The sequence below is a fragment of the Mesorhizobium sp. YL-MeA3-2017 genome, from assembly GCF_030814575.1.
GTDB lineage: Bacteria > Pseudomonadota > Alphaproteobacteria > Rhizobiales > Rhizobiaceae > Mesorhizobium > Mesorhizobium terrae.
Genome location: NZ_JAUSVH010000001.1, coordinates 1,076,710 through 1,094,368, shown reverse-complemented (window position 1 = coordinate 1,094,368; position 17,659 = coordinate 1,076,710). Strand labels below are relative to the sequence as shown.

Annotated in this window: 14 protein-coding genes and 1 pseudogene; 13 read left to right on the top strand and 2 right to left on the bottom strand. The window is 65.2% G+C overall.

The window, feature by feature from the left end:
• Positions 1-4 precede the first annotated feature (4 nt).
• From QFZ88_RS05155 to murB, 10 genes and pseudogenes are all read left to right on the top strand, one after another.
• A pseudogene (locus tag QFZ88_RS05155) lies at positions 5-370 on the top strand (hypothetical protein); the annotation flags it as partial.
• Between the two features lie 176 nt (positions 371-546).
• The gene (locus tag QFZ88_RS05150; RefSeq protein WP_024923445.1) at positions 547-2,259 is read left to right on the top strand and encodes a peptidoglycan D,D-transpeptidase FtsI family protein; all 1,713 of its coding nucleotides are present in this window, start codon (positions 547-549) and stop codon (positions 2,257-2,259) included.
• Between the two features lie 58 nt (positions 2,260-2,317).
• On the top strand, positions 2,318-3,766 hold the full coding sequence (locus tag QFZ88_RS05145; protein WP_024923444.1) for a UDP-N-acetylmuramoyl-L-alanyl-D-glutamate--2,6-diaminopimelate ligase: 1,449 nt from the start codon (positions 2,318-2,320) through the stop codon (positions 3,764-3,766).
• Positions 3,763-5,193 (top strand): UDP-N-acetylmuramoylalanyl-D-glutamyl-2,6-diaminopimelate--D-alanyl-D-alanine ligase, encoded by a 1,431-nt coding sequence (locus QFZ88_RS05140; RefSeq protein ID WP_024923443.1) that lies wholly within the window; start codon positions 3,763-3,765, stop codon positions 5,191-5,193. Before QFZ88_RS05145 ends, QFZ88_RS05140 begins: the two co-directional genes overlap by 4 nt.
• Positions 5,194-5,215: 22 nt before the next feature.
• Positions 5,216-6,298: a phospho-N-acetylmuramoyl-pentapeptide-transferase gene (mraY, locus tag QFZ88_RS05135; RefSeq protein ID WP_024923442.1), complete on the top strand. Its 1,083-nt coding sequence runs from the start codon at positions 5,216-5,218 to the stop codon at positions 6,296-6,298.
• 7 nt (positions 6,299-6,305) lie between these two features.
• Positions 6,306-7,706 carry a UDP-N-acetylmuramoyl-L-alanine--D-glutamate ligase gene (gene murD, locus QFZ88_RS05130; protein WP_024923441.1) on the top strand — a complete coding sequence of 467 codons (1,401 nt, stop codon included), beginning with the start codon at positions 6,306-6,308 and terminating at the stop codon, positions 7,704-7,706.
• The gene (gene ftsW / locus QFZ88_RS05125; protein ID WP_024923440.1) at positions 7,706-8,866 is read left to right on the top strand and encodes a putative lipid II flippase FtsW; all 1,161 of its coding nucleotides are present in this window, start codon (positions 7,706-7,708) and stop codon (positions 8,864-8,866) included. Before murD ends, ftsW begins: the two co-directional genes overlap by 1 nt.
• 12 nt (positions 8,867-8,878) lie before the next feature.
• Positions 8,879-10,006, top strand: coding sequence for an undecaprenyldiphospho-muramoylpentapeptide beta-N-acetylglucosaminyltransferase (gene murG, locus QFZ88_RS05120; protein WP_024923439.1), 1,128 nt, complete (start codon positions 8,879-8,881; stop codon positions 10,004-10,006).
• Positions 10,003-11,409, top strand: a complete 1,407-nt coding sequence (murC, locus tag QFZ88_RS05115; RefSeq protein WP_024923438.1) for a UDP-N-acetylmuramate--L-alanine ligase — start codon at positions 10,003-10,005, stop codon at positions 11,407-11,409. The genes murG and murC overlap by 4 nt, the downstream gene beginning before the upstream one ends.
• Entirely contained in the window at positions 11,406-12,371 is a 966-nt protein-coding gene (murB, locus tag QFZ88_RS05110; RefSeq protein ID WP_024923437.1) for a UDP-N-acetylmuramate dehydrogenase, read from the top strand. Before murC ends, murB begins: the two co-directional genes overlap by 4 nt.
• A 31-nt stretch (positions 12,372-12,402) precedes the next feature.
• Here murB and QFZ88_RS05105 read toward each other — a convergent pair whose 3' ends face one another.
• Positions 12,403-13,212: a hypothetical protein gene (locus QFZ88_RS05105; RefSeq protein ID WP_024923436.1), complete on the bottom strand. Its 810-nt coding sequence runs from the start codon at positions 13,210-13,212 to the stop codon at positions 12,403-12,405.
• 379 nt (positions 13,213-13,591) lie between these two features.
• Between QFZ88_RS05105 and QFZ88_RS05100 the strand changes: the two genes are divergently transcribed.
• Positions 13,592-14,434: a transporter substrate-binding domain-containing protein gene (locus tag QFZ88_RS05100; protein ID WP_024923435.1), complete on the top strand. Its 843-nt coding sequence runs from the start codon at positions 13,592-13,594 to the stop codon at positions 14,432-14,434.
• The gene (locus QFZ88_RS05095; protein WP_244437870.1) at positions 14,401-15,261 is read left to right on the top strand and encodes an amino acid ABC transporter permease; all 861 of its coding nucleotides are present in this window, start codon (positions 14,401-14,403) and stop codon (positions 15,259-15,261) included. Before QFZ88_RS05100 ends, QFZ88_RS05095 begins: the two co-directional genes overlap by 34 nt.
• Before the next feature lie 38 nt (positions 15,262-15,299).
• Here the strand turns inward: QFZ88_RS05095 and QFZ88_RS05090 are convergent, their stop codons facing one another.
• Positions 15,300-16,748, bottom strand: a complete 1,449-nt coding sequence (locus QFZ88_RS05090) for an MFS transporter (protein WP_244431119.1) — start codon at positions 16,746-16,748, stop codon at positions 15,300-15,302.
• Between the two features lie 104 nt (positions 16,749-16,852).
• Between QFZ88_RS05090 and QFZ88_RS05085 the strand changes: the two genes are divergently transcribed.
• Positions 16,853-17,458, top strand: coding sequence for a TetR/AcrR family transcriptional regulator (locus tag QFZ88_RS05085; protein WP_036254249.1), 606 nt, complete (start codon positions 16,853-16,855; stop codon positions 17,456-17,458).
• Positions 17,459-17,659: the final 201 nt, after the last annotated feature.

The window sequence follows — 17,659 nt, the reverse complement described above, 5'->3', positions numbered from 1 at the left end:
GCGCGTGTTCCGTACCAGTGACATCATCCTGATCGCCGTCATGGTCTCGGCGGCGGCCATGACCTACAAGATCAAGCGCGACGCCGAGGTGCAGCAGACCGCGGTCTACAAGCTGCAGTCTCAGATACGCACCGAGGAAGAGACGATCGAACTGCTCAGGGCCGACTGGAGCCTGCTGACGCAGCCGGCCCGCCTGCAGAAGCTGACCGAACTCTACAAGACACAGCTCAATCTCCAGTCCGTCGATGCGCGCCAGGTGGTCGGGCTGGATGACCTGCCGCAGCGGCCGCCGCTCTCCATCGAAGACATCATGGCCGAGAATGGCGCTGCCGGCATCGACAAGGAAAAGACCGCATCGATCGCCAAGGACAAGGCGGCGGAGAAACCAAAGCTGGCAGCCAAGGCCGCGGACAAGGCGAAGCCGGCCGACAAGAAGATTGCCGCCGTCGCCAAGCCGAAACCCGTGGCGAAGGACAAGGCGGCCAGCGCCGCCAAGCCGACTTCACTGGACAAGATCGCGCAACAGATCGAGGCTGGAGCTGACGAATGATCGGCGTTCTCAACAAGCTCCTGAAACGTTCGCCGCGCAGCGACAACGGCTCGATCGTCCTCGACAGCGCCCGCAAGGCGACCGGCGGCAAGACGCGCACCCGCGTCGTCATGACGATGACGGTGTTTTTCGGCATCTACATCGCCATCACCGGTCGGCTGGTGTGGCTGGGCTTCCAGGGGCCGAGCGATTCCGGCCCGCCGCCCAGCCGGGTGACGGCTTCGCGGCCCGACATCGTCGACCGCAATGGCGAGGTTCTGGCCACCGACATCAGGACGTCGTCGCTGTTCGCCGAGCCGCGCCACATGGTCGATGCCGACGAGGCGATCGAGAAGCTGGCGACCGTGCTGCCGGAAATCGATTACGAGCAGACCTACAAGAAGTTGAAGAGCGGTGCCGGTTTCGTCTGGCTACAGCGCCAGCTGACGCCGAAGCAGCAGTCGGAAATCATGCAGCTCGGCATTCCCGGCATCGGCTTCCGCACCGAGAAGCGGCGCTTCTATCCTGCCGGCGAGACGACCTCCTATGTTGTCGGACTGACCAACATCGACAACCAGGGCATCTCCGGCATGGAGAAGTATATCGACGATCAGGGGCTGGCCGACCTGCAGCAGTCGGGCCTCGCCGTTGCCCGCGATCTGAAGCCGGTCAAGCTGTCGATCGACCTGCGCGTCCAGCACATCGTGCGCGACGAGGTCGCGACCGCGATGGAGAAGTATCATGCGATCGCCGCCGGCGGTGTCGTGCTCAACATCAAGACCGGCGAAGTGATGGCGATGGCCTCGGTGCCGGATTTCGATCCCAACAATCCTTATAACGCCCAGGAGAAGGACCGGCTGAACCGCATGTCGGCCGGTCTTTACGAGATGGGCTCGACCTTCAAGAGCTTCACCACCGCCATGGCGCTGGATTCCGGCAAGGTGACGATGGACTCCAAGTTCGATGCCTCGCGTCCGATCACCATCGGCCGCCAGACCATCCGCGACTTCCACGGCAAGGGCCGCGTTCTGTCGGTGCCGGAAGTGTTCATCTATTCCTCCAACATCGGCTCGGCCAAGGAAGCCGACGTCGTCGGCATCGAAGGCCACCGCGAGTTCCTGCACCGCCTCGGCGTGCTGGAAAAGATGAAGACCGAACTGCCGGAAGTGGCCAAGCCCACTGAGCCGAAAGTCTGGAAGAAGGTGCATTCGATCACCGCCGCCTTCGGCCACGGCATCTCGACCACGCCGCTGCAAACGGCGGTCGGTTGCGCGGCGCTGATGAATGGCGGCTTCCTGATCCAGCCGACCTTCCTGACCCGCACCGCCGATCAGGCGATGGACGTCGCCAAGAAGGTGGTCAGCGAGAAGACCGTGGAGGGCATGCGCTATCTCTACACGCTGAACGCCGAAAAAGGCTCCGGCAAGAACGCCCGAGTCGCCGGCTATCGCGTCGGCGGCAAGACCGGCACTGCGGAAAAGGTCATCAACGGCCGTTATTCGAAGGATGTCCGCTTCAACGCCTTCGTGGCGGCGTTCCCGATGGACGATCCACAATATATCGTGTTGACCATCATCGACGAGCCGAAGCCGGAAAAGCCCGGCATGGGCGCCACCGCCGGCTCCAACGCCGCGCCGATGGTGGCCAACATCATCCGCCGCTCGGCGCCGATGCTTGGCGTCAAGCCCGATTTCGGCCAAGAAAATGCGGCAACGATGGTGTCCTACTGAGTGATTCTTAAGAGGCGCGCCGGGATGCGCGCCGTTTTGTTGCAATGACTGGGGTTCGATGAAACTTAGAGATCTAGCCGGTGTCCTGCCTGTCGAGGCTTCCTCCGACACAGCGGTGACCGGCGTCGCTTCGGATTCGCGGCAGGTCCGTACCGGCAATCTGTTCTTTGCGCTGGCTGGCTCGAAGGCCGATGGCGCGACCTTTGCCGCGGACGCTGCCAAGCGCGGTGCATCGGCCATCGTTGCCGCGCGCGGTGCCGGCCTTTCCGGCCTCGGCGTGCCGGTGATCTCCGTGGATGATCCGCGCCACGCGCTGGCGCTCGCGGCAGCCCGTTTCTTCGGCGGCCAGCCTGAAACCATGGTCGCCGTCACCGGCACCAGCGGCAAGACCTCGGTCGCCGCCTTCACCCGCCAGATCTGGGACCATGCGGGGTTTGCCGCCGCCTCCATCGGCACTACCGGGGTCGTAGCGCCAGGCCGCGACGAATACGGTTCGCTGACCACGCCGGACCCGGTCGCGTTGCACCGCCTGCTCAAGGAACTGGCCGACGCCGGCGTCACCCATGCCGCGATGGAAGCCTCCAGCCATGGCCTCGACCAGCGCCGGCTGGACGGCGTGAAGCTCGCTGCAGGCGCGTTCACCAATCTCGGTCGCGACCATATGGATTACCACCCGACGGTCGAGGACTATCACCGCGCCAAGCTGCGCCTGTTCGATGCGCTGCTGCCCAAGGGCGCGCCGGCGGTGATCTTCGCCGACGACCCGTGGTCGGCCCCGACCGTTGCCGCCGCAAAAGCGGCCGGGCTTTCCGTGCTCACCGTCGGCCGCCATGGTGATTTCCTGCAACTCAAGCGCGTCGAGCACGAGCGCCATCGGCAGCGGGCCGAAATCGAGGCCGACGGCGTCATCTACGAGATCGACCTGCCGCTGGCCGGCGACTTCCAGATCTATAATGCGCTGGTTTCGGCCGGGCTGGCGATGGCCACCGGCACGCCGGCGGCCAAGGCCCTGGCTGCTCTCGAAAAGCTGAAGGGCGCGCCCGGTCGGCTCGACCTGGTCGGTACGACCTCGGTCGGCGCGCCGGTCTATGTCGATTACGCCCACAAGCCGGACGCGCTGGAGAATGTGCTGTCCTCGGTGCGGCCCTTCACCACCGGTCGCGTCCTGGTGGTGTTCGGCTGCGGCGGCGACCGCGACCGCGGCAAACGCCCGATCATGGGCGAGATCGCCACGCGACTGGCCGACGTCGTCATCGTCACAGACGACAACCCGCGCTCGGAAGTGCCGCAAGAAATCCGCGCCGCCATCATGGCGGCGGCGCCCGGCGCCATCGAGATCGGCGACCGCCGCAAGGCGATCCACGAAGCGGTGGCGATGCTCGATGCCGGCGACACGCTGATCGTGGCCGGCAAGGGCCATGAGGAAGGGCAGACCGTCGGCGCCGAAACGCTGCCGTTCTCCGATCACGAGGAGGTGCGCGCCGCACTCAGGGAGCGTGCCGCATGAGCCATCTGTGGACCGCCGACGCCCTTGTTGCCGCCCTTGACGGCCGCCCGATCGGCGCCATGCCGGAAGGCGTCAGCGGCATTTCCATCGACAGCCGCACATTGCAGCCGGGCGAGGCCTTCTTCGCCATCAAGGGCGACGCGATGGACGGGCACGACTTCGCCACCGCCGCCATCAAGGCCGGCGCCGGCGTTCTCATCGTCGCCGAAGGCAAATTACCGGCGCTTGGCCGGCTGACCGCGCCGATGATCGTGGTGCCCGACGTGCTGGCATCGCTTGAAAAGCTCGGCGTGGCGTCGCGCGCGCGTTCCCGCGCCAGGATCATCGCGGTGACCGGCTCTGTCGGCAAGACCACCACCAAGGAAGCGCTTCGTCACGTCCTGTCCGTGGTCGGCAAGGTGCATGCCTCGGCCGCCTCCTTCAACAACCATTGGGGCGTGCCGCTGACCTTGGCGCGCATGCCGCAGGACACCGACTACGGCGTCTTCGAAATCGGCATGAACCATCCCGACGAGATCCGGCCGCTGGTGAAGATGGTGCGCCCGCATGTCGCCATCGTCACTTTGATCGCGGCCGCCCATCTCGGCTTCTTCCGCAATCTGGACGAGATCGCCAAGGCCAAGGCCGAAATCTTCGAAGGGCTGGAGCCGGAAGGCGCGGCGCTGCTCAACCGCGACGACCCGCGCTCGACGCTGCTGGCTAAGATGGCGCGCCAGGCCGGTGTCGCCCATGTCTTCGGCTTCGGCGAGGCGCAGCGCTCCACCTATCGCCTGGTCGACTGCGTGCTTGCGGCCGACCATTCGGTCATCACCGTCAAGATCGCCGGCAAGGAATTGGTGGCGCGCGTCGGTGCGCCAGGACGGCATATCGCGCAGAATGCGCTGGCGGTGCTGGGTGCGGCCCATCTCGTCGGCGCCGAGGTTACGCGTATCGCCGAGGCCCTGGCCGACCTGTCGGCGGCACCGGGCCGTGGCCTGCGCCATGTGCTCGGCCTGCCCGGCGGCACGGCGACGCTGATCGACGAAAGCTACAACGCCAACCCGACCTCGATGCGCGCGGCGTTGACGCTGCTGCGCGACACGCCGGTGGCCGAAGGCGGACGCCGCGTCGCCGTGCTCGGCGACATGCTGGAACTGGGCTCGCAGTCGCAGAAGCTGCATGCCGCATTGGCCGAGCCTGTAACGGAGGCGGGCGCCGACATGGTGCTGCTCGCCGGACCTGATATGCAGGCCCTGGCGGAAGCGCTGCCGGCCGAGGCGAACGTCACTTACATGCCAACCACCGACGCGCTGAAGCCTGCGCTCATCAAGGCCTTGCAGCCGGGCGACGTGGTGATGGTCAAGTCATCGAAGGGTATCGGCTTCGCCAAGCTGGTCGACACTCTGGTCAAGACATTTCCGGCGGAGACCGCCGCAACGCAGATTTGAAGGCCCCGGGGGACGAAAACGCATGTTCTGGCTTCTCGTCGACTTTGCCGACCACGTCACGGTCTTCAATGTCTTTCGCTACATCACCTTCCGCACCGGCGGCGCGCTGATCACGGCCGCCCTCATCGTCTTCATCTTCGGGCCGACGATCATCAATTCGCTGCGTGTGCGCCAGGGCAAGGGGCAGCCGATCCGCGCCGACGGGCCGCAGACGCATTTCAAGAAGGCCGGCACGCCGACCATGGGCGGGCTGATGATCCTGACCGGCATCATCGGCTCGTCGCTTCTGTGGGCGAACCTGACCAGCATCTATGTCTGGGTAGTGTTGTTCGTCACGCTCGGCTTCGGCGCCATCGGCTTCTATGACGACTACCTCAAGGTCACCAAGCAGTCGCATCTCGGCTTTTCCGGCAAGGCGCGCCTGGCGCTCGAATTCATCATCGCCGGCATCGCCGCCTGGATCATCATGCGCAGCGGCCAGCCGCCGTTCTCCTCCTCGCTGACCTTTCCGTTCTTCAAGGAACTGATCATCAATCTCGGTTTCTTCTTCATCCCCTTCGCCGCCTTCGTGGTGGTGGGCGCGGGCAACGCCGTGAACCTGACCGACGGTCTGGACGGCCTCGCCATCGTGCCGATCATGATCGCGGCCGCCTCCTTCGGCGTCATCGCCTATCTGTCGGGCAACGCGGTGTTCGCGGAGTATCTGCAGATCCATTTCGTGCCGGGCACCGGCGAACTGGCGGTGATCCTGGGCGCGGTGATCGGCGCCGGCCTCGGCTTCCTGTGGTTCAACGCGCCGCCCGCGGCGATCTTCATGGGCGATACCGGTTCGCTGGCGCTTGGCGGATTGATCGGCACGGTGGCGGTCGCGGTCAAGCACGAGATCGTCATGGCCATCATCGGCGGCCTGTTCGTCCTGGAAATCCTCTCGGTGATCATCCAGGTCGGCTACTTCAAGATGACCGGCAAGCGTGTGTTCCTGATGGCGCCGATCCATCACCATTTCGAAAAGCTCGGCTGGACCGAGAGCCAGGTCGTCATCCGCTTCTGGATCATCGCCGTCATCCTGGCGCTGATCGGCCTCTCCACCCTCAAGCTGCGATAGGCCCTGCATGATCCCGGCTACATCCTTCGCAGGCAGACGCGTTTCACTGTTCGGGCTCGGTGGGTCCGGCATCGCGACCGCGCGTGCCCTGATCGAGGGCGGCGCCGAAGTGCTGGCCTGGGACGACAATCCCGAGAGCGTGGCGAGGGCACAGGAGCAGGGCGTTACCACGGGCGATCTGCGCGGCGCCGACTGGGCGGGCATTTCCTCGCTGGTGTTGTCGCCCGGCGTGCCGCTGACCCACCCCAAGCCGCATTGGGTGGTGGAGTTGGCGCGCGCGGCAAGCGTCGAGGTGATCGGCGACGTCGAACTGTTCGCGCGCGAGCGCAACAGGCTGCAGGCGGATGCACCCTTCATCGCCATCACCGGCACCAACGGCAAGTCGACGACCACGGCGCTGACTTCGCATATCCTGAAATCGGCCGGACGCGACACCCAGATGGGCGGCAATATCGGCCGCGCCGTGATGACGCTCGATCCGCCTGCGGCGGGCCGCCACTATGTGGTGGAGTGTTCGTCCTACCAGATCGATCTCGCACCCTCGATCAACCCGACCGCCGGCATCCTGCTCAACCTGACGCCGGATCACCTCGACCGGCACGGCACGATGCAGCACTACGCGTCGATCAAGGAACAATTGGTGGCGGGTTCCGAAACCGCGATCATCGGCGTCGACGACGCCTGGTGCGCGCAGATCGCCGACCGGCTCGAGCGCGCCGGCAAGGAAGTCATCCGCATCTCCAAGCGGCTGCCGCTCACCGACGGCTATTTTGCCGACGGCACCAATCTGATGGAAGCCGTGCACGGGCGCTACAGCCGCGTCGGCTTTCTGGAGGGCATCGGCTCGCTGCGTGGTCAGCACAACGCGCAGAACGCGCTGGCGGCGGTCACCGCCTGCCTGAAAGTCGGGCTGGAACTCGGCGAGATCCAGGCCGGGCTGGAGAGCTTCCCGGGCCTCGCGCACCGCATGGAGCAGGTCGCCCGCAAGGATCACGTGCTGTTCATCAACGATTCCAAGGCAACCAATGCGGATGCCGCCGCACCGGCGCTGTCGTCTTTCCCGCGTATCTACTGGATCGCGGGCGGCCTGCCCAAGGAAGGCGGCATCGAACCGCTGCGCGGTTTCTTCCCGCGCATCGCCAAGGCCTATCTGATCGGCGAGGCCGCCCCGGCCTTCTCGGCGACGCTCGGCGAGGCGGTGCCCTACGAGATCGCCGGCACGCTGGCGACCGCGGTGGAACGCGCGGCGGCGGAAGCCGCCCGGGACGAGAGCGGCGAGGCGGTGGTGCTTCTGTCGCCGGCCTGCGCCTCCTTCGACCAGTTCAAGAATTTCGAGGTGCGCGGCGAAGCCTTCAGGCAAGCCGTCGCTGCTATTGATGGCGTGAAACCCATCGGAGGGACACGATAATGGCCGCCAGCCGTCTCGACAAAAGCCCCGTTGCAACCTGGTGGTGGACCATCGACCGATGGTTCCTGGCGGCGTTCCTGTCGCTGATGGGACTGGGCATCGTGCTGTCCTTCGCCGCCAGCCCGGCGGTGGCGCAGCGCATCGGCCTCGACCCGTTCCATTTCGCCACGCGCCAGATCATCTTCACCGTGCCGGCGCTGTGCGTGATGCTGGCCGTGTCCTTCCTCGAACCACGGCAGATACGGCGCATGGCCGTCATCATGCTGTGCATCATGCTGGTGCTGATGGTGGCGGTGCTGTTCGTCGGCGTGGAGGTAAAGGGCGCGCGCCGCTGGATTTCCTTCGCCGGCCTGTCGGTACAGCCTTCCGAATTCCTCAAGCCGGCCTTCGTCGTGCTGTGCGCCTGGCTGTTCGCCGAACACAAGCGCCAGCCCGACATTCCAGGCAATGTGCTGGCCATGATCCTGCTCGGCCTCGTCGTGGCGCTTCTGGTGGCGCAACCTGACTTCGGCCAGACTATGCTGGTGACCGGCACCTGGGGCATCATGTTCTTCATGGCCGGCCTGTCGTGGCTGTGGATCGTCGTGTTGGGCGCAATGGGCGCCACCGGCGTGTTCGCGGCCTATACGATCCTGCCGCACGTCGCCGGCCGTATCGACCGCTTCCTGACCGGCGAGGGCGACACCTATCAGGTCGACATGGGCAAGGAGGCGCTGATCAATGGCGGCTGGTTCGGCGTCGGACCGGGCGAGGGCACGGTCAAGCGCGTCATTCCCGACAGCCACGCCGACTTCGTGTTCTCGGTGGCGGGCGAGGAATACGGGCTGATCATGTGTTTCTTCATCATGACCATCTTCGCCTTCATCGTGCTGCGCGGCCTCAACACGGCGCTGAAGGAGCATGACGACTTCACGCGTTATTCCATCGGCGGCCTGGTCACCATTTTCGGCCTGCAGTCGATCATCAACATGGCGGTGAACCTGCAGTTGATGCCGGCCAAGGGCATGACGCTGCCCTTCATCTCCTATGGCGGCTCCTCGCAGATCGCGATCGCCATCTCCATGGGCATGGTGCTGGCATTGACCCGCAAGAAGCCCGAGAAACGCAAGTCGCTGGGCGGCCTGCAAGGCTACGCCTCGCGCGTCATGCCGGCGGAGTAGATCGGCGCACATATGGCAAAGGGGGTTATTCTACTCGCGGCCGGCGGCACCGGCGGACACCTGTTTCCCGCAGAGGCGCTGGCGCATGAGCTGATCGGACGCGGCTGGGCGGTGCATCTGGCCACCGACGACCGCGCTTCGCGCTTTGCCGCGCATTTTCCGGCAACGGCCGTGCACACGATCCGCGCCGCCACCATGGGTTCGAAGAACCCGTTCGCGCTGGCTGGCGCGATGTGGCGCATCTGGCAGGGCGTCAGGCAGGCTTCCAGCGTCATCGGCCGCATCAAGCCCGAAGTGGTTGTCGGTTTCGGCGGCTATCCGACGCTGCCGCCGGTGTTCGCGGCGACGCGGCGCAAGGTGCCGACCGTCATCCATGAGCAGAACGCTGTGATGGGCCGCGCCAACCGGGCGCTGTCGGCCAGGGTCGACGCCATCGCCGGTGGCTTCCTGCCCGAGGACGCCAGCATCGCCGGCGCCAAGACCGTCACCACCGGCAACCCGGTGCGGCCGCCCGTGCTCGAAGCCGCCAAGACGCCCTATGTCGCGTCGGCCGGCGAGGATCCCTTCCGCCTTCTGGTGTTCGGCGGCAGCCAGGGCGCCCAGTTCTTCTCAGATGCCATCCCCGCGGCAATCGCGCTGCTGTCCGAAAACCAGCGGCGGCGGTTTTCCGTCGTCCAGCAGGCGCGCGCCGACGATGTCGGCAGGGTCAAGGACGCCTATGCGAGGCTCGGCATCGAAGCGCAGGTCTCGCCCTTCTTCACCGATATGGCGCAGCGCATCGCCGCCGCCCATCTGGTGATTTCGCGCTCCGGCGCCTCGACCGTTTCGGAGATCGCCGTGATCGGCCGGCCGGCGCTGCTGGTGCCTTATCCGCACGCGCTCGACCATGACCAGGCGGCGAATGCCGCCGCGCTGGCGGCGGCCGGCGGCGGTGAGGTGCACCCGCAATCGACGCTGACGCCGGAGGTGGTCGCCGGGCTGCTTGGTGTGGCGATGGAGGAACCGGAGCGGCTGGCCGGCATGGCGGCTGCGGCGAAGTCGGTCGGACGCCCACACGCGGCGCGGTTGCTCGCCGACCTGACAGAGGCTATTGCCTCGCGCAGAACCGTGGAAGAATTCAGGAAGGATAGAAGCGCATGAAGATGCCGCAGACGATCGGGCTCGTGCATTTCATCGGCATCGGCGGCATCGGCATGAGCGGCATTGCCGAGGTTCTGCACAATCTCGGCTACAAGGTGCAGGGTTCCGACCAGGCCGAAAGCGCCAATGTGCAGCGCCTGCGCGACAAGGGCATCGAGTGCTTCGTCGGGCACCGCGCCGAAAATCTCGGCGAGGCCGAGGTGGTGGTGGTCTCGACCGCCATCAAGAAGGCCAACCCCGAACTCGCGGCAGCGCGCGAGAAGAACCTGCCCGTCGTGCGCCGCGCCGAAATGCTGGCCGAGCTGATGCGCTTCCGCAACGCGGTCGCCATCGGCGGCACCCATGGCAAGACCACGACGACGTCGATGGTGGCGACGCTGCTCGAAGCCGGCGGGCTCGACCCGACCGTCATCAATGGCGGCATCATCAACGCTTATGGCACCAATGCGCGCATGGGCGACGGCGAATGGATGGTGGTCGAGGCCGACGAGAGCGACGGCACCTTCCTGAAGCTGCCGGCCGATGTCGCCGTCGTCACCAACATCGATCCCGAGCATCTCGACCACTACGGCTCGTTCGACAAAGTGCGCGAAGCCTTCCGCCAGTTCGTCGAGAACGTGCCGTTCTACGGTTTTGGCGTCATGTGCACCGACCATCCGGAAGTGCAGGCGCTGGTCGCCCGCATCGAGGACCGCCGCGTCATCACCTATGGCGAGAATACGCAGGCCGACGTGCGCTTCGCCAACCATCGCATGGAGGGCGCCACCTCGCGCTTCGACGTCGTCATCCGCAACCGCAAGCGCGGCGGCGAGACGGTGATTTCCGATCTCAGCCTGCCGATGCCCGGCCGCCACAACGTCTCCAACGCGACAGCGGCGATCGCCGTCGCCAATGAGCTCGGGATTTCCGCCGAGGCGATCAAGAAGGGCCTGTCCGCCTTTGGCGGCGTCAAGCGCCGCTTCACCCACACCGGTTCGTGGAACGGGGTCGAGGTGTTCGACGATTACGGCCACCATCCGGTCGAGATCAAGGCGGTGCTGAAGGCCGCGCGCGACGCCACCAAGGGCCGCGTCATCGCCATTGCCCAGCCGCATCGCTTCAGCCGCCTGCACGATCTGTTCGACGAATTCTCGTCCTGCTTCAACGATGCCGACACGGTGATGGTGGCGCCGGTCTACACCGCCGGCGAGGATCCGATCGAAGGGGCGACCTCCGACGCGCTGGTCTCGCGGATCCGCTCCGGCGGCCATCGCGACGCGCGCTACATCGAAGGGCCTGCCGATATCGCGCCGATCGTGCGCGGTCTGGCGAAAGCCGGCGACTTCGTCGTCTTCCTCGGCGCCGGCAACATCACGCAATGGGCCTATGCGCTGCCGAAGGAACTTGCCGGGGCAGGATCATGACACGCGGCGATGCGCTGCTGGAAAAGCTCGGCGACAGGCTGGCCGGCCTGCGCGGCCGCATCACGCCCAATGCCGAGATGGACAAGATCACCTGGTTCCGCGCCGGCGGCCTGGCCGACGCGCTGTTCCAGCCGGCCGACGAGGAAGACCTTGCCGCTTTCCTGAAGGCGGTGCCGGAGGACGTGCCGCTGACCATCGTCGGCGTCGGCTCGAACCTTCTGGTGCGCGACGGCGGCATTTCCGGCTTCGTCATCCGGCTTTCCGCCAAGGGTTTTGGCGAGGCTGAGGTGGTCGGGTCGACCCAGATCAGGGCAGGGGCCGCGACGCCCGACAAGCGGGTGGCGGCGGCGGCGCTCGAGGCCGGTATCGGCGGCTTCCATTTCTACCACGGCATTCCGGGCGCGATCGGCGGGGCGCTGCGCATGAATGCCGGCGCCAATGGCGTCGAGACGCGCGAGCGGGTCGTGGAAGTGCGGGCGCTTGACCGCAAGGGCGAGCTGCATGTGCTGACCAACGCCGACATGGGTTATGCCTACCGGCATTCGGCGGCGCCGGCCGATCTCATCTTCACCTCGGCGCTGTTCGAAGGCTTCGCGGAAGACAAGGACGTCATCAAGGCGGCGATGGAAGCCGTGCAGCACCATCGCGAGACGGTGCAGCCGATCCGCGAGAAGACCGGCGGCTCGACCTTCAAGAACCCGGAAGGCACTTCCGCCTGGAAGGAAATCGACAAGGCCGGCTGTCGCGGGCTGATGGTGGGCGGCGCCCAGATGTCGCCCATGCACTGCAACTTCATGATCAACACCGGCACCGCGACCGGCTATGACCTCGAAAATCTCGGCGAGACGGTGCGCGAGCGCGTGCTGGAACATTCCGGCATCCGCCTGCACTGGGAAATCAAGCGCATCGGCAAGTTCCGCGCCGGGCACGAGGTGCAGGAATTCCAGGGGCAGCTGCTCTAGCCGCTGCCCCCTCGCGTCGCGCTTGGCGCCGTCACAGGCCGTGGGCCGAAAAATCCCATCTGGCGGAATTGACCCAGCCCTTGCCCATGGCGATCGTGCCCTTGCGGTTGAGGACGACGTGCCGCCATCTGGGCGCTGCCGTTCCCGAGCGCAGATAGCTCATGCACAGGATTTCCAGTTTCTCGGCGTCGGCGGTGTCGCGCCAGGCGGCGCCGTTCTTCTTGGCGTCGGTTATGTGGCCGCTGGGGCCGGCGCGCGTCGCCAGGAAATCGCAGATCAAATCGTCGACGCGGTCGGGACTGTTCAACCGGATGAAATCGGAAACCCGTCCGGGCGTCAGGCCTTCAAGCCCGCCATTCTGGGTGACGATGTCGAAGAACCAGCAGAAAAGCCGCTTCGAGGGCGCCGGCCGCCCGGCCTCGCTTGCCCAGGCGGCGGCGCGGTCGAATGCCCTTTGCGCCACCGCTTCTATCCGGATGCGTTGCTGCTCGCGCATAGCCGGGCTGCCCATCAGCGCCTGCAACTCGGCTTTCGGCCTGGCCCTCAGCGTCGTGCCGCTCTGCCAGCTGCGAACGATGGCCAGCCCCCTCGAAACCGAGGTGCCGCAGGCCGCCCACAACTCCTGTCCAAAGGTGGGCATCAGCGCCCAAACCTCGGCCTGCCCAACAGCGATGACCATAGGCTGCAGCGAGCCCTTGCCGATATTCCATTGCAGCGCGCCGCAGGAAATTCCCATGCCGTCGAAATCGCCGACAGCGGCGCGGTAAGGATCTCCCGATGTCTCGAAGCCAGGCGTGATGGCGACGGCGGATGCGATCCAATCTTGTGCTGGCCTGGCCATGGTTCCCCTCCGTGGTGAACAGCTGATTCAAGCTACTCCGTCCATGCACTATTTCAATCAATTGCCGTGTATCTCAGGTTGTATTTTGAGTTGTTTCGGTTGCAGGAGCGGTCGTGGGAATCAGGTCATTTTGTTTGAAATTGCGGCGGCTTTTATTCTACTTCCTCACCCTTCGAAGAATTTGCGATCATCTAAACTGACAGCGACAGAACATGCTTGCCGTCCGGATCAAGACAATTTATGTCTATACATAAATCGAGACTGGACCAGCACGCCGGGGAACAATCAAACAGGCTGGACCAGTGCCGTCGAAGCGCGATAGTGCTTTGACGTGGCGGTCTTTAGGTGCCGTGAAACGGCCGTTTTTAGGGAGGCGTCAATGATATCGAAGAACGCAGCGAAACTGGTGTTGGGCGGCCTGTTGGCCGGCATGATCTCGTCGGCCCATGCGGGCGAGACGCTGGATCGCGTCATGAAGAACAAGGTGCTGGTGGAAGTGACCGACCAGGCCTATCCGCCGTTCTCCTTCATCGACGACAAGGGCGAGGTGGTCGGCTTCGACGTCGACATCGCGCGCGAATTCGCCAAGCGGCTGGGCGTCGAACTGAAGGTCGAGACGCCGTCCTGGGAAATCATCACCGCCGGCAACTGGAAGGGCCGCTGGGACATCTGCATCTGCTCGATGTCGCCGACCGCCGAGCGCGCCAAGGTTCTGGACTTCGTCACCGAATATTACGGCGCGCCGGCGGTGATCGCCGTCAATGCCGCCAACACCTCGATCACGAGCGCCAAGGACCTGACCGGCAAGAAAGTCGGCGTCCAGGCCGGCACGCCCTATGAGAAGTATTTGCAGAAGGAACTGGTCGACGAGGTGCCGGGCAAGGCGCCTTCGAAGCCGAACTTCCCCTTTGGCGACCTGACGGCCCAGCCCTACGACACCGAGGATTTTGCCTTCCAGGACCTCGGTCTTGGCGACGGCAAGCGGCTCGACGCCGTGATCGCCGGCTACATGACGGTTTCCGACCGCGTCAAGAAGTCGGAAGGCAAGCTCAAGATCGTCGGCGAGGACCTTTATCACGAGACGATCATGGTGGCCTCCGACAAGGGCGACCCGGAATGGGAAGCCAAGATCAAGGAAATCTTCAAGTCCATGTATGACGACGGCACGCTGAAGAAGATTTCCGAAAAGTGGGTTGGCCGCGACATTTCGGCCAAGCAGTAGACGGTCAGGGCGTGGCGGCGGAACAATCAACCGGCAAGGCGCGCATCAGCGCGGCGGACAAGGCGTTCCGCGTTCGCGTCGCCGTCGTCTGGCTGGTGTTGCTTACGCTGTTCGTCGCCTTCTTCCTGTCCTTCGGGCTCGATCTGCCCTTTATCGTCGACAAGTTCCCGGCGCTGGCTGGCTTCACGCTCAGCCGCGCCGGTTTCATCCAGGGCGCCGTGCTGACGCTCTATGTCTGCTTTTTCTCCATCATCGCCTCGGTGGTACTGGGGTTGCTGTCGGCGCTCGGCCGCCTGTCGAAAAGCGCCGTCGCCTACGGCATTTCCACCTTCTACACCTCCTTCTTCCGCGGCACGCCGCTGCTGGTGCAGATCTTCCTGATCTATCTCGGCATTCCGCAGATCGGGCCGGTGCCGGCGGCCATCCCGTCCGGCATCATCGCGCTGTCGCTCAACTATGGCGCCTATCTCAGCGAAATCTTCCGTGCCGGCCTGTTGTCGGTGCCGGCTGGCCAGCGGGAGGCCGGCTTGGCGCTCGGCCTGCACCCTTGGCAATTGATGCTGAAAGTGGTGATGCCGCAGGCGATCCGCGTCGCCATCCCGCCGACCGGCTCGCAATTCATCTCCATGTTGAAGGATTCCTCGCTGATCTCGGTGATGGGCGTGACCGAGCTGATGTTCGTGGCGCAATCCTACGGCCGCTCCAGCTATCGCTACATCGAGATGCTGACCACGGCGGCGGCGATCTACTGGTTCATGTCGATCATGCTCGAGCTCGTACAGTCGCGGCTGGAGAGCCATTACGGTAAGGGCTATCGCGCCCGCTAGTGGCCCGGCAGCGCCGGGCCATGCCGCGGCAGGCCGGGTCAGGCGCCGTCGCCCGGTGTCTTCGACTGGGACACCAGCGCGACCAGGATGCTGAGCACGACGCCTGCCGTCGCGATCCAGAAGGCCGTCTGCATGCCTGCGGTGACCGCATGGCGCAGCGCATCCCCGGTCAGCCCGCCGACATGCTGGTTGGCGACCGCGATCAGCACGGCGAGACCGATGGCGTTGCCGACATTGAGCGTGGTGGAGGCCATGCCGGAGGCAACGCCCTGCTGGTCGTGGTGCACGCCGGATGCGGCGGCGATCCACATCGCCGTCCAGACGATGCCCTGGCCGATGCCCGAAACGATGAGGCCTGGTGCCAGCGCGAGGTAAGTGCTGTCCGGCGTTGTCGCCGGCACCATCAGCGCCGTGCCGATGGCGCCGATCGCCATGCCGCCGATCAGGCTTGAGCGGTTGGAGAAACGGGTCGACAGGCGTGCCCCAAGCTGCGTGCCGGCGGCAATCGCGATCGACGGCACGAGAAAGGCGACGCCGGTCTCCAGGGCGGAAAAGCCCTGCACGTTCTGGAACAGCACGGTGAGGAAGTAGGGCAGGGTGCCGAACGTCGCCATGTAGAGGAAGGTGATCGTCATCCCGGTGACAAGGCTGCGGTTGCCGAACAGGCGCAGCGGCATCAACGGGTCGGAACTTTTCGCCTCGATGATGGCGAAGGCGACGAGAAACAGCACCGCGAGCGACGCGCTCCACAGGATCGAGGGCGACAGCCAGCCATATTCCGGGCCCTGGACGAGAGCGAAGACCAGCAGGGTCGCGCCGGCGGTCACCGTCACCGCGCCGGCAAGATCGAAGCTGCGGTGCTCGTGGCGTTTCGGGTCGCGCGGGATGACGAGGAACGCGGCAACGATGGCGATGCCGGCCAGAAGCACGTTGACATAGAAAACGGACGGCCAGCCGAACATGCCGGTCAGGAAGCCGCCGGCGAGAGAGCCGATGGTCAGGCCGCTGGCGCCGGCCCCACCCCAGACCGCAAGCGCGCGGTTGCGTTCCGGTCCTTCCGCGAACAGCCGGTTGACCAGCGAGAGCGTCGCCGGAAACAGGAAAGCGCCGCCGATGCCCTGCACGGCGCGTGCCGCGATGATGATTTCGGGCGACCAGGCCATGCCGCCGACCAGCGACGACAGCGCGTAAAGCCACAGCGCGAAGATGAACATGCGGCGCTGGCCTATCAGGTCGGCGGCGCGCCCGCCGAACAACAGGAAGCCGCCGGTGAAGACCGTATAGACGCTGACCACCCATTGCAGCGTCTGGCTGGAAAAACCGAGCCCAGCGCCGATCTCCGGCAAGGCCACGAAGACGATGTTGAGGTCGAGCGCGATGATCAGCTGCGCAAAAGCCAGCAGGGCAAGCGTCGCACCCCGCTGTGCCCTGGTTCGTCCGGCCGAAGCCATGGCGCCGTGGGATACGGCCTCGTTCGATGCACTCACGGTGACAATCTCCTGTATCGTTCTTTGTTGATCGACAAATAACTTGAGCTTGCATCGCGCTGTCAAGCGAATTATTTGTTGATCAATCAAGAATGGAGATGCGGATGGCGCGGCCCCGGGAATTCGATCGTGACGAGGCCCTGGCGAAGGCGCGCGACGCCTTCTGGACGCGCGGCTATGAAGGCACGTCGATGGCCGATCTCGTCTCCGAACTCGGCATCGCCTCGGCCCGCATCTACGCCGCCTTCGGTTCCAAGGAAGACCTGTTCCGCGAAGCCATCGGTCTCTACGAGGTGAAGGAAGGCGGCTTCGTCGACCGCGCGTTGGCGCAGGAGCCGACGGCGCGGCTTGCGGTTGCGAGGATGCTGCGCGAGGCGGTCGAAACCTACACGAGGCCCGGCAAGCCGTGGGGCTGCATGGTGGTGACGGCGGCGACCAATTGCGCGGCCGAGAACAGCCGCGTGCAGGAGTGGCTGGCCGAGCGACGGCGCCAGCAGACGGCGGCCATCGCCGGCCGGCTGGCGCGTGCCGTGCGCGATGGCGAACTGGTCGAGGATGCCGATGTCGGGCGTCTCGCCGACTATCTGACCTCGGTCATGCACGGTCTTTCGGTGCAGGCCCGCGATGGCGTTTCCAGTGAGCGCCTTGCCGCGCTTTGCGAACTGGCGCAGCAGGTCGTCGCTGGCTTTCTCAAGCCACGCGCCAGCTAAGTTCGCTATCTCGAAAGGCGTGGCGATTGCCGCCGCATCCGTTGCAGGAAAGACTCAAAACGCCGGCTTTCGAGCGACTTTTTTCGAGAAAGTGAATCGCTCGGAATCATAAGGGCTTGTCAGTGAATCAACTCTCTGATTCTTTGGGGCTACAGCGTTTCCTGATTTGAGTCGTTCGACGCGTGGGGCCGCGTTCCATCT

Coding starts and splice junctions, on each gene's coding strand:
- QFZ88_RS05150 (WP_024923445.1), top strand. CDS start 547: ATGATCGGCGTTCTCAACAAGCTCCTGAAACGTTCGCCGCGCAGCGAC.
- QFZ88_RS05145 (WP_024923444.1), top strand. CDS start 2,318: ATGAAACTTAGAGATCTAGCCGGTGTCCTGCCTGTCGAGGCTTCCTCC.
- QFZ88_RS05140 (WP_024923443.1), top strand. CDS start 3,763: ATGAGCCATCTGTGGACCGCCGACGCCCTTGTTGCCGCCCTTGACGGC.
- mraY (WP_024923442.1), top strand. CDS start 5,216: ATGTTCTGGCTTCTCGTCGACTTTGCCGACCACGTCACGGTCTTCAAT.
- murD (WP_024923441.1), top strand. CDS start 6,306: ATGATCCCGGCTACATCCTTCGCAGGCAGACGCGTTTCACTGTTCGGG.
- ftsW (WP_024923440.1), top strand. CDS start 7,706: ATGGCCGCCAGCCGTCTCGACAAAAGCCCCGTTGCAACCTGGTGGTGG.
- murG (WP_024923439.1), top strand. CDS start 8,879: ATGGCAAAGGGGGTTATTCTACTCGCGGCCGGCGGCACCGGCGGACAC.
- murC (WP_024923438.1), top strand. CDS start 10,003: ATGAAGATGCCGCAGACGATCGGGCTCGTGCATTTCATCGGCATCGGC.
- murB (WP_024923437.1), top strand. CDS start 11,406: ATGACACGCGGCGATGCGCTGCTGGAAAAGCTCGGCGACAGGCTGGCC.
- QFZ88_RS05105 (WP_024923436.1), bottom strand. CDS start 13,212: ATGGCCAGGCCAGCACAAGATTGGATCGCATCCGCCGTCGCCATCACG.
- QFZ88_RS05100 (WP_024923435.1), top strand. CDS start 13,592: ATGATATCGAAGAACGCAGCGAAACTGGTGTTGGGCGGCCTGTTGGCC.
- QFZ88_RS05085 (WP_036254249.1), top strand. CDS start 16,853: ATGGCGCGGCCCCGGGAATTCGATCGTGACGAGGCCCTGGCGAAGGCG.